At 33.6% G+C, this 25,690-nt stretch carries 20 protein-coding genes; 9 read left to right on the forward strand and 11 right to left on the reverse strand.

From position 1 onward, the window contains the following. Positions 1-268 precede the first annotated feature (268 nt). From FHK87_RS08460 to FHK87_RS08475, 4 genes are all read left to right on the forward strand, one after another. Positions 269-1,417: a serine hydrolase domain-containing protein gene (locus tag FHK87_RS08460; protein WP_226294154.1), complete on the forward strand. Its 1,149-nt coding sequence runs from the start codon at positions 269-271 to the stop codon at positions 1,415-1,417. 197 nt (positions 1,418-1,614) lie between these two features. Beyond that, entirely contained in the window at positions 1,615-2,574 is a 960-nt protein-coding gene (locus FHK87_RS08465) for a hypothetical protein (RefSeq protein ID WP_226294155.1), read from the forward strand. Between the two features lie 85 nt (positions 2,575-2,659). Next, positions 2,660-3,109 carry a cytochrome c oxidase assembly factor Coa1 family protein gene (locus tag FHK87_RS08470; protein ID WP_140592243.1) on the forward strand — a complete coding sequence of 150 codons (450 nt, stop codon included), beginning with the start codon at positions 2,660-2,662 and terminating at the stop codon, positions 3,107-3,109. Continuing rightward, positions 3,081-4,133, forward strand: coding sequence for a hypothetical protein (locus tag FHK87_RS08475; protein ID WP_140592733.1), 1,053 nt, complete (start codon positions 3,081-3,083; stop codon positions 4,131-4,133). The genes FHK87_RS08470 and FHK87_RS08475 overlap by 29 nt, the downstream gene beginning before the upstream one ends. Here the strand turns inward: FHK87_RS08475 and bioA are convergent. The 3 genes from bioA to FHK87_RS08490 are packed head-to-tail and all read right to left on the reverse strand — an operon-like array spanning position 4,116 to position 7,244. After that, complete coding sequence (gene bioA, locus FHK87_RS08480) at positions 4,116-5,381, reverse strand: adenosylmethionine--8-amino-7-oxononanoate transaminase (RefSeq protein WP_140592244.1); 1,266 nt, start codon at positions 5,379-5,381, stop codon at positions 4,116-4,118. The genes FHK87_RS08475 and bioA overlap by 18 nt on opposite strands. 32 nt (positions 5,382-5,413) lie before the next feature. Further along, positions 5,414-6,070 carry a dethiobiotin synthase gene (gene bioD, locus FHK87_RS08485; RefSeq protein WP_140592245.1) on the reverse strand — a complete coding sequence of 219 codons (657 nt, stop codon included), beginning with the start codon at positions 6,068-6,070 and terminating at the stop codon, positions 5,414-5,416. A 7-nt stretch (positions 6,071-6,077) separates the two neighbouring features. Next, positions 6,078-7,244: an aminotransferase class I/II-fold pyridoxal phosphate-dependent enzyme gene (locus tag FHK87_RS08490; RefSeq protein ID WP_140592246.1), complete on the reverse strand. Its 1,167-nt coding sequence runs from the start codon at positions 7,242-7,244 to the stop codon at positions 6,078-6,080. Positions 7,245-7,338: 94 nt separating this feature from the next. Between FHK87_RS08490 and FHK87_RS08495 the strand changes: the two genes are divergently transcribed. Then, positions 7,339-7,881 (forward strand): GNAT family N-acetyltransferase, encoded by a 543-nt coding sequence (locus FHK87_RS08495; RefSeq protein WP_140592247.1) that lies wholly within the window; start codon positions 7,339-7,341, stop codon positions 7,879-7,881. On the opposite strand, the gene FHK87_RS08500 is transcribed toward FHK87_RS08495, so the two are convergent. The 8 genes from FHK87_RS08500 to FHK87_RS08535 form a co-directional block, all read right to left on the reverse strand. After that, on the reverse strand, positions 7,859-10,690 hold the full coding sequence (locus tag FHK87_RS08500) for an alpha/beta hydrolase family protein (RefSeq protein WP_140592248.1): 2,832 nt from the start codon (positions 10,688-10,690) through the stop codon (positions 7,859-7,861). The two genes, FHK87_RS08495 and FHK87_RS08500, sit on opposite strands and share 23 nt — an antisense overlap. Before the next feature lie 339 nt (positions 10,691-11,029). Beyond that, the gene (locus FHK87_RS08505; protein WP_140592249.1) at positions 11,030-11,308 is read right to left on the reverse strand and encodes a F0F1 ATP synthase subunit epsilon; all 279 of its coding nucleotides are present in this window, start codon (positions 11,306-11,308) and stop codon (positions 11,030-11,032) included. Positions 11,309-11,391: 83 nt separating this feature from the next. After that, complete coding sequence (gene atpD, locus FHK87_RS08510) at positions 11,392-12,900, reverse strand: F0F1 ATP synthase subunit beta (protein ID WP_140592250.1); 1,509 nt, start codon at positions 12,898-12,900, stop codon at positions 11,392-11,394. A 249-nt stretch (positions 12,901-13,149) separates the two neighbouring features. Further along, the gene (locus FHK87_RS08515) at positions 13,150-14,685 is read right to left on the reverse strand and encodes a G-D-S-L family lipolytic protein (RefSeq protein WP_140592251.1); all 1,536 of its coding nucleotides are present in this window, start codon (positions 14,683-14,685) and stop codon (positions 13,150-13,152) included. A 20-nt stretch (positions 14,686-14,705) separates the two neighbouring features. Further along, entirely contained in the window at positions 14,706-17,462 is a 2,757-nt protein-coding gene (locus tag FHK87_RS08520) for a TonB-dependent receptor (protein ID WP_140592252.1), read from the reverse strand. Positions 17,463-17,755: 293 nt separating this feature from the next. After that, positions 17,756-19,603, reverse strand: coding sequence for a glutamine--fructose-6-phosphate transaminase (isomerizing) (gene glmS, locus FHK87_RS08525; RefSeq protein ID WP_140592253.1), 1,848 nt, complete (start codon positions 19,601-19,603; stop codon positions 17,756-17,758). A gap of 22 nt (positions 19,604-19,625) precedes the next feature. Then, positions 19,626-21,299, reverse strand: coding sequence for a DUF4270 domain-containing protein (locus FHK87_RS08530; protein WP_226294156.1), 1,674 nt, complete (start codon positions 21,297-21,299; stop codon positions 19,626-19,628). A 39-nt stretch (positions 21,300-21,338) separates the two neighbouring features. Beyond that, positions 21,339-22,148 (reverse strand): glycogen/starch synthase, encoded by an 810-nt coding sequence (locus FHK87_RS08535; protein WP_140592255.1) that lies wholly within the window; start codon positions 22,146-22,148, stop codon positions 21,339-21,341. Between the two features lie 112 nt (positions 22,149-22,260). Here FHK87_RS08535 and panC point away from each other — a divergent pair, with 112 nt between their 5' ends. From panC to FHK87_RS08555, 4 genes are read left to right on the forward strand one after another with little or no spacing between them, the layout of a single operon-like run. Then, the gene (gene panC, locus FHK87_RS08540) at positions 22,261-23,109 is read left to right on the forward strand and encodes a pantoate--beta-alanine ligase (protein WP_140592256.1); all 849 of its coding nucleotides are present in this window, start codon (positions 22,261-22,263) and stop codon (positions 23,107-23,109) included. A 19-nt stretch (positions 23,110-23,128) separates the two neighbouring features. After that, complete coding sequence (gene panD / locus FHK87_RS08545; RefSeq protein ID WP_140592257.1) at positions 23,129-23,479, forward strand: aspartate 1-decarboxylase; 351 nt, start codon at positions 23,129-23,131, stop codon at positions 23,477-23,479. 6 nt (positions 23,480-23,485) lie between these two features. Further along, positions 23,486-24,451, forward strand: a complete 966-nt coding sequence (locus FHK87_RS08550; protein WP_140592258.1) for a lysylphosphatidylglycerol synthase transmembrane domain-containing protein — start codon at positions 23,486-23,488, stop codon at positions 24,449-24,451. Positions 24,452-24,498: 47 nt separating this feature from the next. Continuing rightward, positions 24,499-25,647 (forward strand): alpha/beta hydrolase, encoded by a 1,149-nt coding sequence (locus FHK87_RS08555; protein WP_140592259.1) that lies wholly within the window; start codon positions 24,499-24,501, stop codon positions 25,645-25,647. The last annotated feature ends 43 nt before the right edge of the window (positions 25,648-25,690 follow it).

Consider the following 25,690-nt stretch of genomic DNA (forward strand, 5'->3'; position numbering starts at 1 on the left):
AAAGTCAAAATAATAAATTATTCATCAATCACTTTTTAGAAATCGACAAATTCTTATCAATAGCATATCAGTATCAGGATTCTAATGCCGAATTACATATATCTATCATTTTTAGCTTTATGACAATCAAAACATCAAAGTCATCGATATCCAAAAATACTATGATTTGATTTTATAATATTTCAAATTGAATATAGTCATAGTCATTCAACTATTACTATAGATTATATAAGTACAACCTTTAACATATTAAAACAACCGATTTCTTATGAAAAAAGCATCTTTTAAAATCATCATGGCCATATTTCTTTTTTGTGCTTCTATTTTAACACTTACAAATTTTAGTCATATGTATCCTCAAAAAGACAATCCCGAGGATAGCATATCAAAAAAAATTGATCAGCACATTAAAAACTATGCCAAAAGCGATCAGTATCAAGGTACTGTAATTGTTGCCAAAGAGGGGAAAATAATACACAAAGACGCTTATGGATATGCCAACAGAGAAGAAAAGACTAAAAACACCATCCACACTCAATTCTTGATAGGCTCATTAACCAAGTCTTTTGTTGCTGTGACCGTTATGCAATTGGTAGAAAAAGGAATCCTGGATTTACACACTCCATTAAAGTTGTACATTCCTAATCTAAAGAATGAATTATCAGAGCATTTAACATTACATATCTTATTGAAACATCAATCCGGATTATCTCCACATTTAGAAAGAATCACAAACTTTGAGAACAAAGATGTTACTTCTCAAGAAATTATTCAGATCATCAATACCTCATCATTATCGTTTTCGCCCTCTACTCAATATCAATACTCAAACCTCAACTATACGCTATCGGCTATTGCTATTGAAAACGTGACTGGAAAAAGCTTTGCAGATGTATTACAAGAAAACACCTTTGATCCCCTACAAATGAATCATTCTGGTGTTGAGAGAATAGCCAACAAACCCAAAGAAAGGGCAAAAGGGTATTATAAGAACGCATTTGGAATTAAAAATGATGAAAACATCGTTTCATATGCTTTAGGTAGTGGAGACATTTACTCAACAGTAGAAGATTTACTAAAATGGGATCAGGCTCTCTATCAAAATACACTCTTGTCTGACAAAAGTAAATCACTACTATTCAAAGGAGAAAACGCAACATTTGGGAACTATGGTTATGGGTTTCGAATTCAAGAATATCAAATAGGGCGTGGCAAAAACAAAAATGGAATATTGACTCGTCACGGCGGAACTATGGATGGGTTTATGTCTAATTTACATCGATATACTGATGATCGATTAACAGTAATCATTCTAGGAAATATCCGTCCGTTTCCTATTAGGCAAATGACTTTTGAACTAAAAGAAATAGCACTGGGTTTCAAGATTAATGAACGTAACCGAAAGACATTAGAGTAGCGAATAATAATGTTAATCTAATATTGTAACACTACAAACTTTCACTATATAAAGACGAATTTTGATGTATATCACCTCAACTGTGTTGATACTATAAAAAAAGTTTTATGATCCAAAAACCCAGTAACTCGACGATTTTCTAACATCTCGACTTCCTTTTTTTGAATTTTTGAACAAAATTTTAAAATCTATTTATAATGATACGAATTTGTACAACACTAATAGTCTTATTAACATCTGTGCTATTCAATGTAACCTTTGGTCAAAATAAAAAAATTTCGATTCAAGAAGGGTCTGGGGTGTTTTCTATTGTAGGAGGCCTTAAGCACGAGCAAAAGACAATTAAGATCTTTTATCACAAACCAAAAGCTTTTGACTCAAACACAAAAGTAGTGATCGTAATCCCGGGATCAGGAAGAAATGGAGATAGCCATAGAGATAGTTGGGTTGAAGAATCAGAAAAGTATAATCTATTAATTTTATCCCCTAGTTATTCAGAAAAAGAATACCCTTATAAAGATTATCATCTAGGCGGAATATTAACTGATTTAAACATTAGAGAGCATGCAAAATTCAAGAAAAACTCCAATCAGGTATTTCTAAACGAAGAAAAGGTCTCGTTTACAATAAATAATAATACCAAACAGTGGATTTTTAATGATTTTGACAGGTTATTTGATCTTGTAGTCGATCACTTAAAAATCCCTCAAAAGCAATATGATATTTTTGGTCACTCTGCCGGCGGACAAGTTTTACATCGTTTTGCTATTTTTCACCCAAAATCAAAAGCAAATCGTATTATAGCAGCAAATTCAGGCTCATATACATTGACCAATTTTGATACCCATTTTCCCTTTGGTACAAAAAACACCCACCTTTCTGATCGGGATTTAAAAAAATCATTTGCCAAAAAACTAATTGTTTTTGTAGGAGAATTAGATAACGAAAATAGTAACGGAGGAATTTTACTACGTTCAAAAACCGTTGATAGACAGGGATTACATCGATTAGCACGGGCAAAATACTTTTTTGCTACTGCTAAAAGTAAAGCTCAACAAATAGGATGTGAATTTAACTGGGAGCTCAAAGTGATAAAAGGAGTTGGGCATAATCAGAGAAAAATGGGCGATGCCGCAGGATTACTTCTTTTTGATTAAATTTGAATAGGGTTAAAAGAAAAGTCTATAGGTTGTAACATATTGATTACAACCTAGACTTATATTACAAACTTTATATCGTATCATGAGTACTACAGAGCACAAAAGTTGGTTTGCTAGAAACTGGGGATGGGCAGTACCTCTGGGAGGGTGTCTTACTATTATCGTATTGTTTGTCATTTTTTTAGGTTCTGTAATTTTTGGAGTTAGTGAGATCATGACAGAATCTGTACCCTACAAAGATGCTATAGAGAAAGCCAATGAAGATGACTATGTTTTAAAAATATTAGGTGCTCCCATAGAAACTAATGGAATCATGGGCGGTAGTATTTCTTATGAAAATAACAATGGGTCGGCAGATATTTCTATTCCAATAAAAGGCTCAAAAGCCGAAGCGCAATTGTATGTAACAGGCACAAAACAAAATGGTGTTTGGGAGTATACAGAAATGTATATCATTATTGATGAAACAGACGAACAAATTGATTTATTAGGTTATGAACAAAATGAAAGTAACAACCAGGATCAATGGTAATCTAATTACCGTTGCGATACCCATACTACTTATCGCGTCTCTATTTATATTGGCAAAATCTGAAGCATTCGCTTCAAACATAAGTTCGTTATCTATAGGTATTACTTTGGACTTATTATTTACAATTCCTGCAATCTATTTTTTATTGATCAGGAAGAAAGCTATTCCAAAAATCACTGTTGTTCCTTTTTTTGTTATGGGAATGCTCATTGCTTTCCAAATCATTCCAAAAGAACATCAATTTATTCTAAAATGGGTTAAAACATGGATATTTCCTATTGTTGAACTGAGTGTTATTCTATTTTTAGTATATAAAATACAACAAATCAGAATTCAATATAAAGCTCATACGCTTCAAAAACCTGATTTTTTTACAGCATTGCAAGAAGCATCAAGAGCTGTAATTCCTGGCAAAGTATCAACCTTACTTACTATGGAAATTGCGGTAATCTACTATGGTTTTATTTACTGGAAAAGAAAAAAACTGTCAAAAAATGAATTTACTTATCATAAAAACAGTGGAACAATAGCACTACTAATCGCTCTTATAGGGATTATAGGAATAGAAACATATGTTTTACATATTCTTCTTTTAAAATGGAATCACATTGCTGCATGGATTGTATCCGGAGCTAGTATTTACTCCGGAGTTCAGATTTTTGGTTTCTTAAAATCAATTACCAAACGCCCAATATCTATAGAGAACAACACTTTATTGATACGATATGGTATTTTGAGTGAGGTTAGTATTCCTATAAAAGACATTGTATCTATAGACATTACAAGTAAAGATATAGAGCTTGATTCGACAACAAGAAAACTATCGCCCTTTGGAAATTTAGAAAATCATAATATTGTAATCACCTTACAAAAAGAATATATTCTTAATGGGTTATATGGTAGCAAAAAATCTTTTCAAACTCTTGTTCTGTTTGTTGATCAAAAAGAAGACTTTAAAACCATGATAGAAAACAATCCTAATTTTCTAAATCAGCATGTTGAAAAATCAAATCGTATCCAATAAGCTTTTTATAGCTTCATATATCGTATTTAACTGCTCATTAGTAACTACATACGGGGCCAAAATATAAATTGTGTTTCCTAAAGGTCTCAGGAAAATTCCTTTTTGCATAAAAAAGTCAAAAATCTCGTATCTTTTTTTACCATATCGGTCCATTTCGATATCAAGATCCATTGCATATATGATACCCGTTTGCCTGGTACTTTTGACCTTGGGGTGATTCTTGATCGAATCGTTAAATTGTTGATGCGATGCTATAATTCTTTTTATGCTTGTTTGTATTTCGTCTGATTTTAATAATGATATTCCTGCCAAAGATACTGCGCATGCAATGGGGTTTGCAGAATATGTATGTGCATGAAAAAAAGCTTTTCCTACAGAGTCATCTAGAAAAGCATCATAAATTTCTTTTGTACAACTTGTTATTGCCATAGGTACAAATCCTGCCGTCAATGCTTTTGACATAGAAATAATATCAGGTTGTATCTCTGCATGTTCTGAAGCAAACATTTTACCCGTTTTGCCAAAACCTGTCATGACCTCATCTGCGATTGTGATCACTCCATGATCATTACAAACAGCAAGAATTTGATTGAGATATCTGGCATCATACATATGCATTGAATTCGCTCCCTGTACCAAAGGTTCATAGATAAATCCGGCTACATCATGATTATTGATAATAGTAAGAAGTTTTTCTATAACTTCTTCTATTGAGTCTGCTGTTGGAGTAGGTATACGCTGTACATCAATAAAAAAATCTTCAAAAGGCCCGTTATATACTGACAAACCCGAAGCTGACATAGCACCAAATGTATCCCCGTGAAATCCATTCTCAAATGCAATAATTGTATTTTTCTTTTTTCCTTTATTAAAATGATATTGAAGTGCCATTTTAATCCCTATCTCATTTGCTGTCGAACCATTATCTGAAAAAAATATTTTCTCTTGATTAGTAGGCAATAAACCTATCAATTCTTCTGATAATCTAATCGCTGGTTCATGAGTAAATCCAGAAAACACAATCTGATCCAATTGTTGCATTTGTTCTTGTGCTTTTTCTAAGACAAATGCATTACAATGGCCATACATTGCCGTATACCAAGATGCTATACCATCTATATAGGTTTTTCCATCTTCACCGTATAACAATGCTCCTTTTGCTTTTACGATAGGTAATGCTTCTTGGTGAATCTTATGCTGGGTAAGTGGATGCCAAATAAATTTTTGGTCTCTTTCTTGTAAAGTCATAAATAGTATATCAACGCCTCCGCGTAATTGTTTTAGTTATTGTTTTGAGTCATTGCAAGAAGATTTTCTTTGAACATATCTGCATACTCTGCTACAACACTTTTGTCAAAATAAGGTTCATTATCAATCCTTCCAATCACAGAAACATCCGCCATTTTGGTGATGATACGCTCTGTTGTCTTATGCTCTTCTCCGTTAAAAATAACAGATACTTTACATCCTTTTTCTTTTAATGTATGTAATGTCATAAGGGTATGATTAATACTTCCTAAGTAATGTCTGGAAACAACAATAACATGATACTCTGGTTGAATAAGGTCTAGAATTGTATGTTCTTCATTTAATGGTACCAAAAGTCCTCCTGCACCTTCTATTACCAAAGGATTATCCACTTGTGGTATGTTGATCTCCTTAATATCTATAGCTATATTATCTATCGCGGCTGCAGCATGTGGACTCATAGGAGTATGTAATGCATAGCTATTCTCATGAAATTTTGATCTCGAATTCATTACAAGCTCTTGTACCTTATCTGTATCCGAATATTCTAAATCTCCTGCCTGTACCGGCTTAAAATAATCTGCTTCTAAAGCTTCTACTACGATTGCAGAAGCTATTGTTTTTCCAACATCAGTACCTATTCCGGTGATAAATATCTTAGGAGAAGTATTTTCTAATTGATCTAGCATCTTTCTTTTAATTATGAATAACAAAAGTAGCAAGTAAGGATAAGACTTCCGAAATTTCTTCTTCAGAATTATAGGCATGTAAGCAAAAACGTAAACGTTCTTTTCCCTCTGGTACTGTTGGTGATAAAATAGGTTTTACATCAAATCCTTTATCTTGAATCTGTAAGGCTATTTGTTTTACATTTTCATTACCAGATAGAATACAACAATGTATAGCAGAATCACTTTTGATAAAATTCTGTTTTAGACCTGTCTCATCAAGTTTTTGATTAAACCATGCAATGTTGTTATGTAATTTTTGTATAGCTAAAGAATGTTCTAACTCTTGATATGCAGATAAAATAGTAGCTACAGAATGTGGAGGCAGCCCTGTTGTATAAATGAAACTTCTTGCAAAATTTACGAGATATGCTTTTAACTCCTCCGAACCTAGAATAATAGCACCATGACATCCTATCGCTTTACCAAAAGTATTGATCCTTGCAAATATATTCTTTTCTAGCCCTAAGTGCTGTACTATTCCTTTACCTTGATTACCAAATACACCTGTTGCATGTGCCTCGTCTACAATAAGATGAGCATGATATTGGGCACAAAGATTGACAATACCTTGTAGATCGGGCATATCGCCATCCATAGAAAAGACAGATTCTGTTACTACATAAATCTCAAACTCCTGAATATTATCATTGTTTTTTGAATGTAATTGTTCAAGTTTCTTTTGCAGATCATTTAAATCATTGTGACTAAATTTATATGACTTTGCATTACACATTTGTACACCATCTCGTATCGAAGCATGAATAAATTCATCGTATAAAATAAAATCGCCTCTTTGGGGTATCGCAGAGAAAAAACCAATATTCGCATCATATCCGGAGTTGAATAATAGGGCAGAGGGAGCATCATGAAAATCTGCCAAATATGTCTCTACTTTATCATATAAATCATAATTACCAGAAAGTAAACGAGAGCCCGTAGCTCCATTTTGTATTATATTTTGTTCTGCTAAAATATCTTGTGTATTCTCAAAAATAGACTGAGAAACTGCAAAACCTAAATAATCATTAGAAGAAAAATCAACCCAGTTATTTATTGAGGGCAACTTTCGTAGTGCGTTTTTTGCACTTCTATCTTCTAGTTTTTTCTGTATCTTTTTTGGCAATCCTTTCATTATCTTTACAAAGATAAGCAATGCTAATACTTATTACATATTCACTCTTAGATTACACTATAATATTGTCCTTATTACTCCTAAAATACAATACATGAAAAACATAGAATACACTTGTGTTACTCAAGAAAATGAACTTAGACAGATTATTCATTTACAACAAACCAATCTACCGTCTTCTATCTCTGAAACCGAAAAACAAAAAGAAGGATTTGTTACGGTACAACATGACTTGAATATCTTAAATAAAATGAATAATAAACAACCTCATATTATCGCAAAAGACGAGGATAAAGTTGTTGGCTACGCACTTTGTATGCCAAAAGATTTCAAAGAAGACATAGAAATTCTAAAACCTATGTTTTCAAAAATTGATCAACATCTTACTTCTGGCAATTCTTATATCGCAATGGGGCAGATATGTATTGATAAAGCCTATCGAAGGCAAGGAATTTTCAGAGGTTTGTATCAAAAAATGAAAAGCGAATTACAAACAAAATATGACTATTTGATTACTGAAGTAGCATCCAATAATTTACGTTCTATACAAGCCCATCAAGCAATAGGGTTTAACTCCTGGATTACGTATGCTGTTGATGGAATTGAATGGCACCTTATTCGTTGGAACTGGGAGTAATCCTTGTAGGAGCAACTCTTATAGTATCAAGATCGTATCCGAGATCTTTTCCTTTCTGTACTCTAGGAACTCCCGTAGTCATCCACTCAGGTGGATTTGATCCTTTTAAGTAATGATCAAAAAACTGCATCATTCTTATAGAAAGATCTTGTTTATTTCTCATTTTTCTTAGATTATGAGCTTCTTCATTATAAACTAATAACCAAACTGGTTTTTGTAATCGTCTCATTCCCATAAACATTTCGATACCTTGATAATATGGTACAGCACCATCATTATCATTATGCATCATCAACAATGGTGTTTCTATTTTCGGAATTCCGAAAAGAGGTGAATTTTCTATATACAGATCAAAACCTTCCCATAGATTTTTACCGAGTCTACTTTGGGTTCTCTCATATTGAAACGCTCTACTCAATCCTGATTTCCAACGAATACCACCATAAGCAGACGTCATATTACTTACAGGTGCTCCAGCCATAGCAGCTTTAAATTTATTTGTCACTGTAATTAAATATGCAACTTGATAACCTCCCCAGCTTTGACCTTGTATACCTATATTATTGCTATCAATATAACCTAGCTCTTCTAGTGCTTCTACTCCCGATACAATACAATTATAAGCACTTGCCCCGGGTTTTCCTTCGTCATACACAATATCCGGAACAAACATAATATAATCATTGCTTACCAAATAAGATGGATTAACAGTAGACGCACTTGGTCTCGGGATATGATAGGATCGATAGCTATCAGACCTTTTTTCATAAAAATAAGTAATCAAAGGATACTTTTTTGAAGGATCAAAATTTTCTGGTTTATATACAATCCCTTCTAATTTTTTACCATCATTCGCTTTCCAAGAGAATAGCTCGGCTGTACCCCATTTAAAGTTTTTTTGATGCGGGTTTACTTCTGTTATCTTTTTTATATTCTGAAAACTATTATTAAATGTATATAAATCCGGAAATATTTTAAAATTTCCTTTTCTAAATACAAAAATATTAGCGTTTTTAGCTTTTTTATGCGAATTAATCGAATATTCTGTAGGTGCTATTTTTTCGATTAATTTCTTCTTTTTAAGAGTATATAATCCAGAAGCTTTTGTTGTTTTGTCAAAACTTGTTATTAATAACTCTTCTCCGATATAACTAGCAATGTTTTTATCATCAGAATCAAGCATTTTTGTGCGATACTCAATAGTGTTTTTTCTTCCTGATTTTGTGAGATTTATTGGCTTTTCTTTTCCGGTAAGAGAAATTTTCCAAATATCAAACCTGTCATAAATTAATGCGTTTTGGTCTTTATCAAAACCTCCGAAACCATATGCGTCTGGAAGTGTAGGGTGATCGTCATCTTCTTCAAAGAAAGCAACATCAAGATCTTTGGTAAGATTTATCTTTTGATGAGTTGATAAATGAATAGAAAACCAATGCTTCTCTTTCATATCATAATGCAAAGCATATTGACCATCTGGTGAAAGATAAGGACGCTTCCCTTTATTTTTGAGAATTAACTTTTTATTGCCTGTATACGTATCAATAACATAGAAATCGTTTGTCCAGGGATAATCCCATGACCTATTAAGATCATATGGAGTACTTGATTCTCCTAAAATGTATTGTTGTTCTTTATTTTTATCGAAAATAAGATCTTCAATAGTTTCGTCTTGAAGATGAACATATTTTTTCTTTTCAATATCAAAATAAGAAATAAAGGCTTTTTTACTAAGTTTATCAAATTTTGATTTTTGCTCAGGTTGAATAAGCTTGTCTTGCCAGTTCCAAACATCTACTTGCGGAACCTCGTCCTTTAGCATAGTAGTATCTATTTTATAAACTACTTTTGGTTTTGAATATAAGTAAAGTCTATTTCCATTCTCAGAAAAGAAAGGTTCTTGATTTTCACTCAAAATCCAATGCTTTCTCAGGTTTTTACCCAAGGTATCTACTAATTTTTCTAGTGTATTATTTGCATAATAATGTAACTCAAATTGCAAAGAATCTACGTCTGTAGAATCTGATACAGATAAATACGCTAGTTTATCTCCATCTTTATACACACTAAGCTTGTCGTATTTATATTTAGTAGTATCAATTACGGTAGTATTTTTAGAAATGCAGTTATATTGATAGATTCCAAGATCTTTATCTTTATCTTTTTTATTTTTTAGTGTGTAATAAAAAACATTTCCTTTATCGGGTACAACAAATTCCTTGATCTGGTGTATTGTGTCTTTCTGTTTAGTCTTAAACGAGTAAATCAGGGCATAATTCTGTTGATAAGCCAAAGAAGATTTATTCTTATCAAGAGTATCTTTTTTATTTTTCTTGGAGTCAGCTCTTTTATAACTTTCAAGAACTAACCAATTTTCATGATCTTTTGGTAATTTATATGATTTTACTTTTGCTATAGAATCATAAATAGAATTTGTATTTACATTATATATAAACAAAACATCTTTGGTTCTTTTTTCTTTATCTATCTTTTTCTTTTTTTCGCTTCTTGTTACCTGATATTTAGGCTTTCTTTTGAAAACAACGTAATTTTCATCTGAAGATATTGAAGTATCATATCCATTCGGAAATGTAAACTTTCTTTTACTCTTAGTATTATAAATCTCTATATATCCATCACCTCTCCTTGTATTTGTTTGGATAGTAGAAACAATCAGTTTTCCATTATCAGATATTTTTGTATTTGTAATATTCTTCCATAGGTCATAATCGCTATGCGTAAGAGTTTTTTTTTGCGCAAAAAGAGAGGTTACGCTAAAAAAGATGATGAGGGTAATAAGTTTTTGATCCATAGGATAAAATTTGACCTTGAGGTGTATTAATTAATGTCGAAAAGTATTAAAACGTTTCTATGGTAGAAGGTGTTTTAACATAATTTTATCTAAAAACCAGATTTTTAGATTATTACATTAGAGTTTCCCTTATAAATTTAATATTTCAGTTAGTGAAACTATATTTTGCAGCATTAAAAGTCTTAAAAATAAAAACCTATCTAATGTGTTTATTTTGTTGATCCTTACATCTATTTTATATTATTATTTTGAGAATAGTTGCAATGGCAAATGAGGCGTATAAAAAAAGTGCTTCTTTTATGTAAAGAAGCACTTTTTATAGTTTTATCAAGTATTGTTTTAATCTGCTAAAACAATTACTTTATTATCTTTCATTTCTATCGTTCCAGAAGTTATAGGAAGTAGAGTAGCTCCATTTTCACCTTTTGTGAACTTATCAGCAACTTCTTCGCTAAGATTCATATCACCATATACTTTTACATTTCCTTTTCCTAATAAGGAGATAATGGGTGCATGGTTATCCAGCATCTGAAACTCTCCATTTTCTCCTGGTACGGCTACAGAGGTTACTTCACCACTAAATAATACTGCTTCTGGAGTTACTATTTCTAAATACATATTTATTCTAGTTATGAGTTATGAGTAGTGAGTTATGAGTGAAATAAAAATTAATACTAAACTCCTAACTCTGAACTCTGAGCTTATGCTTCAGCTAACATTTTTTCTCCTGCCTCCATAGCTTCTTCTATGGTTCCTTTGAGGTTAAATGCTGCTTCTGGAAGGTGATCTAATTCACCATCCATAATCATATTAAATCCTTTGATTGTATCTTTAATATCAACCAATACTCCTGGTATACCTGTAAACTGCTCTGCTACATGGAATGGCTGAGATAAGAAACGTTGTACACGACGTGCTCTGGCAACTGCAAGTTTATCTTCTTCTGATAATTCTTCCATACCAAGGATGGCGATAATATCTTGCAATTCTTTATAACGTTGTAATAACTCTTTTACTTTTTGTGCACAGTTATAGTGATCATTCCCTAAAATATCAGCTGTAAGAATTCTTGAAGTAGAATCTAACGGGTCTACTGCTGGATAAATACCAAGCTCTGCAATCTTACGAGATAATACTGTAGTTGCGTCTAAATGGGCAAATGTTGTCGCCGGTGCAGGGTCAGTTAAATCATCCGCAGGTACATAAACCGCCTGTACTGATGTAATAGATCCTTTTTTGGTAGAAGTAATACGCTCCTGCATAGCTCCCATTTCTGTTGCTAATGTTGGCTGGTATCCCACTGCTGATGGCATACGACCTAGAAGTGCTGACACCTCTGAACCTGCTTGAGTAAATCTAAAGATATTATCTACGAAGAATAATACATCTTTTCCTTGACCATCTCCTGCTCCATCACGGAAATATTCTGCAATTGTAAGACCAGAAAGTGCAACACGAGCACGTGCTCCCGGTGGTTCATTCATTTGTCCGAATACAAAAGTAGCTTTAGAGTCTTTCATCACCTCTTTATCTACTTTAGAAAGATCCCATCCTCCTTCTTCCATAGAGTGCATAAAATCATCTCCATATTTGATAATTCCAGATTCAAGCATTTCACGAAGAAGGTCATTTCCTTCACGAGTTCTTTCTCCTACTCCTGCAAATACAGAAAGTCCACCGTGACCTTTTGCAATATTATTAATCAACTCCTGGATCAATACAGTTTTACCTACTCCTGCACCACCAAATAGTCCAATTTTACCTCCTTTTGCATAAGGTTCAATAAGATCGATTACTTTAATCCCTGTAAACAAAACTTCTGTAGAAGTTGATAAATCTTCAAATTTTGGTGCTTGACGGTGAATTGGAAGTCCTTCTTCTCCTTCTTTAGGAAGATCTCCCAGACCATCGATAGCGTCTCCAATTACATTAAATAAGCGTCCATATACATCTCCTCCAATAGGCATTTGGATAGGAGCTCCTGTTGCAACTACTTCCATTCCTCTACTTAATCCATCACTGGAGTCCATTGCAATAGTTCGTACAGTATCTTCACCAATGTGAGATTGAACCTCTAACACTAGTTTGCTACCGTCTGCTTTGTTAATTTCTAACGAATCATAGATTTTTGGTAATTCAGTACCGGCTTCGAATTCAACATCGATTACCGGACCTACAATTTGAGATACTTTACCCGTAACTTTAGACATTATATAATTATTTAATGTTTTGTATTTAACTATACCGAAAAAAATCAAGCACTTAGTTGTACTAATTAGCATGTTTTTTCAGGCTGCAAATATAGTCTTTTCAAATAAAAAAATAATGTATTTTATTTTGTTTTTTTTAAGCTATTCTTCTATTACTTTTTTTAACTAATACTGTACTGATTTTTATATTCAAAAAAAATCCCGTTCAAAACATGTTGAGCGGGATTTTCTATGTTATTTCTATTTTAATTACTCCAGTAGTGAAGCCGAATAAGTAGTACTAAATGTTGAAACGTCTACGAGATTTCCTGAAGCTTCAAAGTTTGAACCATAAGTAGCATCTATAGCTTTCAGCATCTCATTAGCAACTAATGCATAACCTCTAGAAGTAGGATGCACACCATCTAAAGAAAAAGCACCACCCGTTGCTAAAGTTGAAGTGATAACTAATCCATTTGTTTCAACGCCAGTTGAAGCCACTCGATCTAACAGCGTATTGGCGTCAAATAAAGCAAAGCCACTTGCTGCCGCAGCAGTTTCTATAACATTATTGAAAGCCATAGTTGCAGTCTTAATTTCATTTTGTTCCTCTGGTGTGAGTACCCATTTATCAGACAAAGGTATAGCAACACCATTAACAGACAATGGATTTTGTGGGTCTGCGAGTGTTCCAATAAAACTTGAAGCTGGTAATACCAATAAGTCTTCTTCTGTAGCTTGCCTGAAGTTTGGCAAACCTAAACCAGACAAATCTGTTAAATCTTCATCTACAATCACTACAGCATTAGACGATGAAGCTTCAAAATTAATGGTTCGAGCATTGGCTTCTTCTGCGGTTATTAAACTATTTGCTAACGCTAATTGTAGCCCTCCGTTATACTCCATGTATGCTTGATTTACAGCGCCTGCTGTCGCAGCATCTAAGGGTACAGGATTATGCGGTACTGTCGTAAAATGAGGTATCGCAGTGACATTAGGGATGTTACCCAGTATACCCTGAACACCTGAAATATTGGTTGTTAAAGATCCTATAAGCGCTTGGTAAGTTGCCTCGAAACCCACACCAATATCACCAGCCAGTGGTGTGATTGGGTTAGTACCATCGCCGCCAGAAAGCGCATAACCTAAAACATCATTATTACCAATCCATAAAGAAACAAATGATGGTTGTTGAGCAATAGCAAGTTCTATTACACTTGCATCAGGGGATGTACCAGTCATTCTTACAAAGTATGGATTAGCATTAGGCAAAGCCCCAATATTACCATACCCAGGAGCTAATAAGTGAAAACTTTTAGCACCAGGCACACCGAGATTATTAAATGGTCCGGTTGGATTGTTTAACACGATATCTGTTGTCGGCACTGCAGAAGGCACCAGTGATTGTAAGGGAACTGGTGCTGGTCTAGGACCACTAAGATCCAAAACTAATCTTGGACCAAAACCTTGAATTTGAGTTCCACCAGCTAACAAACCACCAACATTATCATTCATTAATGGCTGTGTAAATGTACCACCATTTCCTAAAGCTGCAAATTGTTGTGCCAAAATTGCGGGCATAGAATTTTCTTGGGCAATTTTATAAAGAGCTCCATCTGCAAATCCAGCTGTTAAAGAATTTCCCATAGATACATACTTAGAAAAATCTGCACTTCCTTGCGTGAAAGCTTCGAGTTCTATCGACTCTTCTTGTCCTCTTTCTCTTAGGTCTTCCAAAGTGTCGTTATCGCAAGACATAAAACTGATAAAAAGAAGAAACAATGCTGTATATTTTATTTTTTTCATGATAATTTCTAATTTCAATATTATAAGTTATTGATTGTCCAAGATATGTAGTACTGAGAACCGATGAATCCTGTACCGAATGCAGTAAAGTATTCATCTTGTAACAAGTTTGTTGCACCTATTTTAAAAATAGACTTTAGACTTGGAATGGTATAATTTAACTGTGCATCGACGACATGATAAGCGGGCACTTCGCCGTCTCCGAAGGAAGCCTCCCAAAAGAAGTTATCACTCCATCTCCAAGAGGTATTGAATCCGAAATTTTCAAACAATTCAGTTTTACCAAAAGAGACTTTTACTTTATGTTCTGGTGTATTGAACTGGGTTCTAAAATCCGGATTTTCGTTTACATCAAAATCTAATCTTGCCCATGTGTAGTTCGCACTTAGGTCAAAACCATTGAATACTTTTGTAGTTACCTGAACAGCTGCTCCATATGATTCTACATCTGCATCAGAATTTGTATACGTCTGGTATGGTTGGAAATCTTCGTTTGCCAAAGCTGCTAAAGAAAGAGAGCTGTCACCTGCAGTACCATAAAAGGGTGCTATTACAGTTTCGTTTGCTAAGAAATCCTGATATTGATTATAATAGGCAGAGGCATCGAAGATAAAGTTTTTCACCTTACCCCGATAACCGACCTCAAAAGAGGTTACTTGTTCCGGTTCAGCTAAAGAAGAGTTCCCTATTTGTAAGTCTTCGGGATTACCAGAATTGGCAAAAGCTTCAACAGAGCTTGCCAGATAAGAATTGGTGTAAGCTGCGACACCTGTTTGTGTGATCTGAGGTGCCTGACCTAACGCTTGCCCATCAGCACTTACATTATAGGTTCTTGAAAATCTCTCTGGGTTATCAAAAGCACCTCCGATTAATACAGCTCGACCAACATCTAGACCAATATATAAATCTTGAGTCGTTGGGTTTCTAAATCCTGTTTGGAAAGACAATCTAAAATTATGATTTTCATTAACCGTAAAACCTGCAGAAATTCTCGGAGAGAAAAATCCGTCAAACAATTCGGATTTATCATATCTTATTGATCCTGTTAATTTTAATTCGACATTATCATTTATATCTAATTTTTTCTGAGCCTGCGTATAAATACCATATTCTGAGTAGGTAATAGGACCATCAAAATCGGTATAAATAGTTCCAAATGAATTTAGGCGATACGTTCTGAAAGAGCCTCCCACCTGTACCTCTACTGCATCCCAAAGATGACTGAAGTTATAATTCGCATCTGCATGATAAATCTTTGAGTTATCTTGAAAGCGTGAACCTGTGGATAAATTGGGATCATTTATGATCCTATTAAATGCTTCTTGAAATTCTGAAGTACCTGGAATCAAGCGGCCTGTATCTGCAGCCGCTCTCGCTGCATCATGTTTTTGCTGTGTGGTGAGACCTTGTGGATTACCAGACAACTCTATCCCTGCAAAGGTTTGTATGTAGTCTCCGAACCAATCTTCATCGCTTTTCCAAGCACGATTAATATTAATTCCTGTAAAAACCATATCGTAAGAGTCACCGGCTTTGTCTTCAGTAAGGTAACCTCTCACAAAAAAGTTATCATTTCTCACCTCTATTTTATGCTGCTGCAAAAAGAAATTTTTAATATTGTATCTATTAGCACCTTGATAAATAGTATTCCCAGAACCAACCTTTCCTACATACTGAATTTCGAAATCTGTACCCCAGGGGCGGAAATATAAACCCCAATCTGCTTTGACACTCTCTGCATTATAGTTGGTTAAATCGACTTCATTATATCCTGTCCTACTCACTTCTACATCAGGAATTATTCCTAAACCGGAAGCTTCTCTAATATTAGTAGAAACTTCATCCCCATAGACATTAATCCCGTCATAATCTGTATTCGCTCGTGTAAAGCCTCTATTAAATCTATCCTCTTCACTAGTAGCAAACCAATCTGTTCCCTTTAGATAACTAAAATTGACTTTTGCTGCAAAATTATCACTAAACTTATGGGCCATACGTACTCCAACATCTGTATAGGAATTGTCTCCTGCAGCTTCTTGAGAGGTAATGCCTCTTTTGCCATAAGCGCTTATCCCTTGATGATCAAAAGGACTTTTGCTACGCATAAATAAAATACCATTGAAAGCATTTGCCCCATAAAGGGCCGATGCCGCTCCAGGGAGAATTTCTACGCTTTGCACATCAGTTTCAACCATTCCCAGGAGGTTTCCTAGTGGAAAGTTAAGCGCGGGCGCAGAATTGTCCATTCCATCGATAAGTTGCATAAATCTTGTGTTTGCAAAGGCGGCAAAACCCCTCGTGTTGACAGATTTAAATGTTAAACTATTAGTATTAACATCAACACCTTTTAAATTTTCTAACCCGCCATAAAAATCTGCAGAAGGTGTGTTTTTTACCTCTTTCAATCCAAAACGTTCGACAGTAACCGGGGATTCAAAAATCCGCTCAGGAGTTCGTGAAGCCGAAACAATAACTTCATCTAATTCTGTACCTTCTTTTAATGTAATAGTAAGTTGTTCGTTTGCAGAAGCAACTGTTACCGAAGACGATTCAAAACCGATAGAACTCACAGATATCGCAAAAGGAGGTTCTTTTTCGACTGTTAATGAAAAAAGACCATCAAAATCGGTCACTGTTCCTACTCTTTCTCCTTCTAACACGATATTTGCTCCCGGAATTGGCTGATTATTGTTGTCAACAACTTTACCAGTAATAGTAGTTTGTGCAGAAGCAATAATGCCACATATGAGCATTATCACTAACGTAATTTTTTTCATACTCCCAATGTTTATTTAATGATTTATGATAAAAATATACGTTTTTTTGATATTTATTCATCATTATTGATAAAAAAATAAGTTTTTAACACAAAAGTCCTTTTAAAAATAACACATTCTCAATATTTTTTGTCTTCATTCATATTATTAAATAACTTAAGCTAACGTAAGACAGACCCATATAAGTTCGATTTATCTAACAACAAAACAAGCCTACAAATAAAAAAGTCTGTTCAGAAATTTCCAAACAGACTTTAATTTATAAAGGTTAATTGTCTTTAGACAATCAATTATTATTCAACAGTTACAGATTTTGCTAAATTTCTTGGTTGATCTACATTTTTATCTAGCATTACTGCAATATGATAAGACAATAATTGTAATGGTATTGTTGTAAGCAAAGGCGTTAAAAACTCTTCTGTTTCCGGTATTTCAATCACATGATCTGCCAACTCTTTAACAGTTACATCTCCTTCTGTTACTATACCTATTATTTTTCCTTTTCTTGACTTAATTTCCTGAATATTGCTCACCACTTTTTCATAATGTCCTTTTTTTGTAGCAATAACTACAACAGGCATTTGTTCATCGATAAGAGCAATTGGACCATGCTTCATTTCTGCTGCAGGGTAGCCTTCTGCATGTATATATGAAATCTCTTTTAACTTTAGGGCTCCTTCTAAGGCTACCGGAAAATTATATCCGCGACCTAAATACAAAAAGTTCTTTGCATTTTTATATGTGTCTGCGATATATTTTATATGCTCATTGGATTCTAAAGCTGCCTTAACTTTTTCAGGAATTCTTTCTAATTCTTGTAAGTAATAGTGGAATGAGCTATTAGAAATTGTTCCTTTACGCTCAGCTAATTTTAATGCTATCAGTGCAAGGACTGTTATTTGTGTTGTAAATGCTTTTGTAGACGCAACACCTATCTCTGGTCCGGCGTGTGTATATGCCCCGGCATGTGTTTCTCTAGAAATTGAAGACCCCACAACGTTACAAACACCAAAAACAAAAGCTCTATTTTCTTTTGCTAGTTTTATTGCAGCCATTGTATCGGCAGTTTCTCCACTTTGAGATATCGCAATTACAACATCATCTGCATGAATCACCGGATTTCTATATCTAAATTCTGAAGCATATTCTACCTCTACAGGTATGCGAACAAGCTCTTCAAAAATATATTCTGCAACCAAGCCTGCGTGCCATGATGTACCACAAGCTATTATAATGATACGTTTTGCATTCAACAGTTTTGCTAGGTTATCATCTATCCCAGCCATTTTAATAATTCCTTCTGCAACTCTCATCCTACCTCTATAGGTGTCGCTAATTGCACTAGGTTGTTCATAAATCTCTTTCAGCATGAAATGATCATAACCACCTTTTTCTATTTGCTCGAGATTGATTTGTAATTCTTGTAAGTAAGGATCAACCAGGCTATCATCATGTATTTTTCTTATTTTGACATCCTTACCTCTTCTTACTATTGCCATTTCGCCATCTTCGAGATAAATTGCATTTTTTGTGTATTCTATAAATGGTGAAGCATCAGAAGCGATAAAAAATTCATCATCTCCAACACCTATAGCCAAAGGACTACCTAATCTTGCTACAACAATTTCATCTGGTTTTTCTCTATCAAAAACTGCAATAGCGTAAGCCCCTACTGTTTGGTTTAATGCTGTTTGAACGGCTTTACCAAGTTTTACATTCTCTTTGGTCTTTACGTCTTCAATGAGATTTACCAATACTTCTGTATCTGTATCAGAATTAAATGTATACCCTCTATTTGAAAGTTCTTTCTTTAAGGATTCATAATTTTCAATAATTCCATTATGTATAATAACCAGATTACCCGAATTAGAATAATGTGGATGAGAATTAACATCATTTGGGATACCATGTGTAGCCCATCTTGTATGGCCGATACCTATATTTCCACTTGTTGATATTTCTTTTTCTAATCTTTCTTCAAGATCTACAACTTTCCCTTTTGTTTTTGATAATTGTATATCATTACCATCATAAAGAGCTATCCCCGCAGAATCGTACCCTCTGTACTCTAGCCTTTTTAATCCTTTCAAAATGATTGGATAGGCCTCTCTATGCCCTATGTAGCCTACTATTCCACACATAATTTAAGTTTTGTTTTTTTAATTAGTTATCTTTTTCAGATGTATAAAGAATCTCAAGCTGTAATCGCTTTGATTCGGGAACATCATTACCATTACCGTATAAAATAGTTCCTTCATGCGAAACTATGGATGAGGTGGGGATAACCTCTCTTTCTTTTTCAGGAGTATCTCCTATTGCTAGTGTTGTCGAATTTACATTTTGCGAAACAGCTACTCCTATTTTTATATTATCAGTATCTCCATTTAGCAAATTAATAACGTGCTGGGTAAGTCTTATATTGTAGAACTCTCCTCTTCCGTCAGACTGTCTACTTAATCTTCCTAGGTGACTTGGTATCGAAAACAGGGGTGCATCAAAGTTTTGAAGACCAAAAAGTGTGATATCTAAGGCATAATCTGCAAGTACAGCTCCTGTTTCTAAGTCAAAAACATAAATTCTTTCTGGTTCTGTAGATCCTCCGGATGTCATTTTTTCTTGATCTACATAAAGTCTGAGGTTAGCTTCATTAATCAACCAATTTTGTCGCCTTAAAAAATCGAGTTCATTCTCTTGTTCTCCATTTTCATTAGTTATCTGACCAGAAAATAAATCAATTACAGCAAAGGAACCATCTCCTCCTTTTAGATACAAACTTTCTTCTCCATTAACTTTATCTTGATTTTCAGGAAGTAAGGCTGTGGCTATATCAGAATTAAATTCTGTGTTCATCCCATTGATAATTGCATTAGAAAAAAGAAGCTCAAGTTCTCCTGTTTGTCGAGCATCTCCATCTGTTGTCGAAGAAGTTTCAGAATTATAATAAAGTGTCATTCTTGCATCAGCCATATTTACATATAACAAATTACCTCCTCCACTTATATCTTCAGCTTTAAAATATATTCCTCTATAATAATTTATAAAATTATTTGTGTTACTCAATACTATATTTCCAACCTTATCTAAAAATTGTTTTTTGAATCTTTCTACAATTAACTGATCTTCAGGTCTATTTTTAGAAAAAACGACTCTAAGTCTTGGTGTTTCTCTTGTTGTTTCAATAAGAGAATCGTTATTATTTACATCAAATTCGTCCAAAGCTCTTTCTCCTGGGGAGGGAACAAAACTTTCAATTGTTCTTAGAAGATTACTACTATTCTCTATTTGATCTTCTGGAAAATTCGAAGATATATCATTAGAATAGTATACTTGACCATCATTTGAAGTTGGATCAAAATCTCTTAGGAAAAAATCTGATTGAAATATTGACAACCTAAATGGTTGACCTCCATAAACAGAATCCAAACCATATATGGTAGCAGGATTATTTGCTGTTGGGCTTTCTGTAATAGTACTAAAATAAGGTAAACTAATGACCACACTATCTAAAACAGGGTTGGCACCAAAAGTAAGTGGAAATCTACTTGGAGTAGGTACAACCTGAGATAGTATCGAATATGTAGACTTACCATAGACAGGATCATTGTATATCCCAAGTAAATTAGCATGTGGAACTAATTGGGTTCCATTAACTTCTCTAATTAGGCTATTAGTTCTTACTCTATTAAATCGTTTACTATACGCTACAGGAACGGCCGAGTATGTATTCTCTTCAAAGTTGACATCTCCTATTACTTCACTCCCCACAGAATTAAAATCATCATCACATGCAAAAAATGCAAAAACAATAACAAATACTGTTATTGTTTTGATTGCCATATTGTTTATCTTCATAAAAAACTAATTCATCAATTTTATTTATACTAATACTTCTGATTGGTAAAACTCTACATAAGCATCAGCAAATTCATCTTGCCTTTTGTATTCTAAAACTGGTTGGTCTATGGTTTTTAAATGCTGTACTAACTCTTCAGGTATTTCTTCAGAACCTACGATTACTGCATCAGAGTTATCTACTGCCACTTTCATAAGATTATTATACGTTGGTGTCTCTAAGTGACTAATTAGATTTTCACTAATTCCATCAAACTTCACCTTTTCCATCATTTTTTCATCTAGTATGCCTTCATATCCACTATTATAAACAGAAGTTACTATTTTACTTTGTCCAAATAATGGTTCATTTGCATAATAATGCTTTAGATACAAAGGTAAAAGTGAGGCTAGCCAACCATGTACATGAATCACATCGGGTGACCAATTCAACTTTTTAACCGTTTCAATAACTCCTTTTGCAAAGAAAATAGCTCTTTCATCATTGTCAGGAAACAAATTACCATCTTCGTCTGTTAATGTGGCTTTTCTTTTAAAATAATCTTCATTATCAATAAAATATACCTGCATCCTTTCTTTAGGTATAGAGGCAACTTTGATAATTAAAGGCATATCTAAATCGTTAATAACCAAATTCATACCTGAAAGACGAATCACTTCATGCAACTGATGTCTTCTTTCATTTATGTTTCCATATCTGGGCATAAAAATTCTAATTTGACCTCCTTTATTGTTTACCATTCTAGGTGCTTCAAAAGACATTGATGAAATTTCGGTCTCTGGCAGGTAAGGTATTACTTCTGATGATACATACAATATCCTCTTATCTTTCATATAATCGATACTTTTATCGTACTCTTTTCGGGATTAATTTTGCAAAATTACGAAAATTTATGTAGTCTGCCAGTAATATCTTATTTTTGCACGCCTTATAAGTTTTACATCAATGCAAATACGTACAAAAAGACTTGACATTACAGGAGATGTTGCAAGTTTTAAAAAACAAAAGAAATCTATTGGTTTTGTTCCAACCATGGGAGCATTACATAAAGGTCACCTTGCATTGGTAGAAAGAGCATTAAAGGAAAATGATGAGGTTATTGTTAGCATTTTTGTAAATCCTACTCAATTTAATAATACTGAAGATCTGGATAATTATCCTAGAACTTTAGAAAAAGATGTTGCACTCTTATCAGAATTATCAGAACATATTATTGTGTTTTCTCCATCCCCAAAAGAAATCTACGGTGATCGTGTAATATCTATAGATTATGATTTTGGAGGAATTGAACATGAGATGGAAGGTAAGTATAGACCCGGCCATTTTGATGGAGTAGGCACCGTATTAAAACACTTTTTTACTATTGTAGATCCTACCAGAGCATATTTTGGAGAAAAAGATTTTCAACAATTACAAATCGTAAGAAAATTAGTTGAAATTGAAAATATGTCAGTACAAATTGTTGGATGCCCTATCTATAGAGAAAAAAGTGGTTTAGCCCTTAGTTCTCGAAACAAAAGGTTAACACAAAAACAACTTGAAGCTTCTTTATTGATTTTTAAAATCTTAACTCAAGTCAAAGAAGATTTTGGCACAAAAAATGTTATACATTTAAAAGATTGGGTTTCAAAGCAATTTGAAAACGATCACGAGCTAGAACTTGAATATTTTGAGATTGCCAAAACAGCTGATTTACAATCTATACAACAAAAACAAGAGAATATAAAATATCGAGCTTTTATTGCAGTATTTGCAGGAAAAGTAAGACTAATTGATAACATTGCCCTAAATTAAAAATAATTAACTTTGTAACATGTTTGTACACGTCGTAAAATCAAAAATTCACCGAGTCAAAGTTACTGGTGCTGATCTGAACTATATTGGTAGTATTACTATCGATGAGGACTTAATGGATGCCGCTAATATCATAGAAGGAGAAAAAGTACAGATCGTAAATAATAATAATGGGGAACGCCTAGAAACATATGCTATCCCAGGACCAAGAAATAGTGGTGAAATTACATTAAATGGTGCTGCGGCCAGAAAAGTAGCAAAAGGCGATGTCCTTATATTAATTACTTACGCAATGATGGATATCGAGCAAGCTAAAACCTTTAAGCCAAAACTTCTTTTTCCAAATGAGGAAAATAATTTGTTAAAGTAAAAAGAATTGAATCCTAAACTTATTAAAGTACTTAAAATTATACTCCCACTCGCACTGGGAGTTTTTTTAATCTGGTATTCTATTTACTCCGCCACAGAAGAGGAGCGTCAAAAAACACTACAATATATCTTACAAGCAAATCCTAAATGGATTCTTTTATCACTTGCAATGGGAATTACCTCTCATATATCAAGAGCATATCGATGGAGGTTTTTGATGGAACCTATGGGATACTCTATTAAATTATCAAATAGTTTTATGGCTGTTATGATAGGATATCTTGCTAACTTAGGTATTCCAAGATCAGGAGAACTTCTTCGTGGCGGAACCATATCTACGTATGAAGATATTCCATTTAAAAAAGCTTTTGGCACCATAATTTCTGAAAGAGTCATTGATCTTGTCATGCTTTTGATTGTGATTACAATTACGCTGCTTCTTCAATCAGAAAACTTATTATCTTATTTTGATGAAAATATTGCAAGTCCTCTCGTATTTTTAATAATCATTGTTATTGGAGTTATTTTGGGAGTACTATTTCTACGCATCATCAAAAAATCAAAACACCCCATTTTGATTAAAATCAAAAATTTTGGAGAAGGGTTACTAGAAGGGATAAAAAGTATTACACGTATAAAACACAAGAAAGCTTTTATATTTCACACATTTTTAATCTGGTTTCTCTACATTTTTATGTTTTATGTCATCAAATTTACAGTACCAGAAACTGCATCTCTTTCTATAGGCCCTATATTGGCGACTTTTGTAGCCGGAACCTTTGCTATGACAACTACAAACGGAGGTATTGGTGCATTTCCGCTAGCAATAGCAGCAATACTAGTCATTTTTGATGTAGAAAAACCAGCCGGAGAAGCTTTTGGGTGGATATTATGGGGGTCACAAACAGCAATAAATATTATCATAGGAGCGTTATCGTTTTTATTTCTACCTATTTTAAACCGAGAGAGATAAGGAAATAATTTATATATTGCTCCTTGCTTAACCTAAACTTGATACTTATGAAAAAAAGTATATTTTTTATTTTCACCTGCTTATTTACCGTATATGGTTATAGCCAGGCAATTTATGAGTCCTTTAGATCTATTAAATTAGACCAAAGTAGAGAACTTAAAATCCAATTACCCCGTAATTACAACAAAAATGTAGATAAAATATATCCTCTTATCGTTGTATTAGATGGTGATTATCTGTTTGAGCCTGTTGCAGGTAATGTAGACTACTTTTCGTATTGGGAAGATATGCCAGAATCTATTGTAGTAGGTATCAATCAGCGAAAAACCAGAGAAGATGATTGTAGATATGATAGTGCCGAATTTTTACCTGATCTTAAAGGAGCAGAGTTTTTTGAATTTATCGGTCAGGAACTTTTGCCTTATTTAAACAAAACCTACCGTACGGCACAATTAAAAATTATCGTTGGACATGACTACACTGGTAATTTTATAAATTATTTCTTGTTTAAAGATAATCCTATTTTTCAAGGATATATTTGCTTAAGTCCAGAGTTAGCGCCACCAATGGCAGAAAGAATAACAAATAAATTAAGTACTTCTTCAGAAATTTGGTACTACTTGGCTACAGCTACCAATGATGCAGAAAACATTAAAAAAGAAGTAATCGCTTTAGACGAAAAAATGCAAGCTGTAGAAAATACAGAAATGGATTATTTCTTTGATAATTTTGACGAATCTTCACATTACACTTTAGTAGGAAGAGCTATTCCAAAAGCGTTAGAAGGTATTTTTGAAATGTATCGCCCAATAAGCAAAAAAACATACAAAGAAGTACTACTAACTCTAGAAGAGACTTCTCCTTATGATTATTTGGTAGACATGTATCAAACTACAGAAAAATTATATGGGATCAAGCGTAAGATAAGAGTTAATGATTTTATCGCAGTATCTACAGCCATTGAAAAAAATAAAAACTGGTCTGAATTAGAACCTTTAGGAAAATTGGCTATAAAAGAACATCCAGATACCATGTTGGGTTACTACTATCTTGGTATGTTTTATGAACAAACCGGAGAACCCAAAAAAGCCATGAGAGCATATGAAAATGGATTTCAACTTTCTGAAGTTGCATTTTTAACCAAAGATTATATGTTGGATAAAGTAAATAAAATCAAAGAAGATTTTGGCTGGTAGCTGATCTAAATAATAATGTATAATAAAAGGTGTTTTTGTTATT

It is taken from the genome of Aquimarina algicola, from assembly GCF_006443095.1.
Lineage (GTDB): Bacteria > Bacteroidota > Bacteroidia > Flavobacteriales > Flavobacteriaceae > Aquimarina > Aquimarina algicola.

What these genes read in the sequence shown, in the direction of transcription:
- FHK87_RS08460 (WP_226294154.1), top strand. Translation starts at nt 269, where the DNA reads ATGAAAAAAGCATCTTTTAAAATCATCATGGCCATATTTCTTTTTTGT.
- FHK87_RS08465 (WP_226294155.1), top strand. Translation starts at nt 1,615, where the DNA reads ATGATACGAATTTGTACAACACTAATAGTCTTATTAACATCTGTGCTA.
- FHK87_RS08470 (WP_140592243.1), top strand. Translation starts at nt 2,660, where the DNA reads ATGAGTACTACAGAGCACAAAAGTTGGTTTGCTAGAAACTGGGGATGG.
- FHK87_RS08475 (WP_140592733.1), top strand. Translation starts at nt 3,081, where the DNA reads ATGAAAGTAACAACCAGGATCAATGGTAATCTAATTACCGTTGCGATA.
- bioA (WP_140592244.1), bottom strand. Translation starts at nt 5,381, where the DNA reads ATGACTTTACAAGAAAGAGACCAAAAATTTATTTGGCATCCACTTACC.
- bioD (WP_140592245.1), bottom strand. Translation starts at nt 6,070, where the DNA reads ATGCTAGATCAATTAGAAAATACTTCTCCTAAGATATTTATCACCGGA.
- FHK87_RS08490 (WP_140592246.1), bottom strand. Translation starts at nt 7,244, where the DNA reads ATGAAAGGATTGCCAAAAAAGATACAGAAAAAACTAGAAGATAGAAGT.
- FHK87_RS08495 (WP_140592247.1), top strand. Translation starts at nt 7,339, where the DNA reads ATGAAAAACATAGAATACACTTGTGTTACTCAAGAAAATGAACTTAGA.
- FHK87_RS08500 (WP_140592248.1), bottom strand. Translation starts at nt 10,690, where the DNA reads ATGGATCAAAAACTTATTACCCTCATCATCTTTTTTAGCGTAACCTCT.
- FHK87_RS08505 (WP_140592249.1), bottom strand. Translation starts at nt 11,308, where the DNA reads ATGTATTTAGAAATAGTAACTCCAGAAGCAGTATTATTTAGTGGTGAA.
- atpD (WP_140592250.1), bottom strand. Translation starts at nt 12,900, where the DNA reads ATGTCTAAAGTTACGGGTAAAGTATCTCAAATTGTAGGTCCGGTAATC.
- FHK87_RS08515 (WP_140592251.1), bottom strand. Translation starts at nt 14,685, where the DNA reads ATGAAAAAAATAAAATATACAGCATTGTTTCTTCTTTTTATCAGTTTT.
- FHK87_RS08520 (WP_140592252.1), bottom strand. Translation starts at nt 17,462, where the DNA reads ATGAAAAAAATTACGTTAGTGATAATGCTCATATGTGGCATTATTGCT.
- glmS (WP_140592253.1), bottom strand. Translation starts at nt 19,603, where the DNA reads ATGTGTGGAATAGTAGGCTACATAGGGCATAGAGAGGCCTATCCAATC.
- FHK87_RS08530 (WP_226294156.1), bottom strand. Translation starts at nt 21,299, where the DNA reads ATGGCAATCAAAACAATAACAGTATTTGTTATTGTTTTTGCATTTTTT.
- FHK87_RS08535 (WP_140592255.1), bottom strand. Translation starts at nt 22,148, where the DNA reads ATGAAAGATAAGAGGATATTGTATGTATCATCAGAAGTAATACCTTAC.
- panC (WP_140592256.1), top strand. Translation starts at nt 22,261, where the DNA reads ATGCAAATACGTACAAAAAGACTTGACATTACAGGAGATGTTGCAAGT.
- panD (WP_140592257.1), top strand. Translation starts at nt 23,129, where the DNA reads ATGTTTGTACACGTCGTAAAATCAAAAATTCACCGAGTCAAAGTTACT.
- FHK87_RS08555 (WP_140592259.1), top strand. Translation starts at nt 24,499, where the DNA reads ATGAAAAAAAGTATATTTTTTATTTTCACCTGCTTATTTACCGTATAT.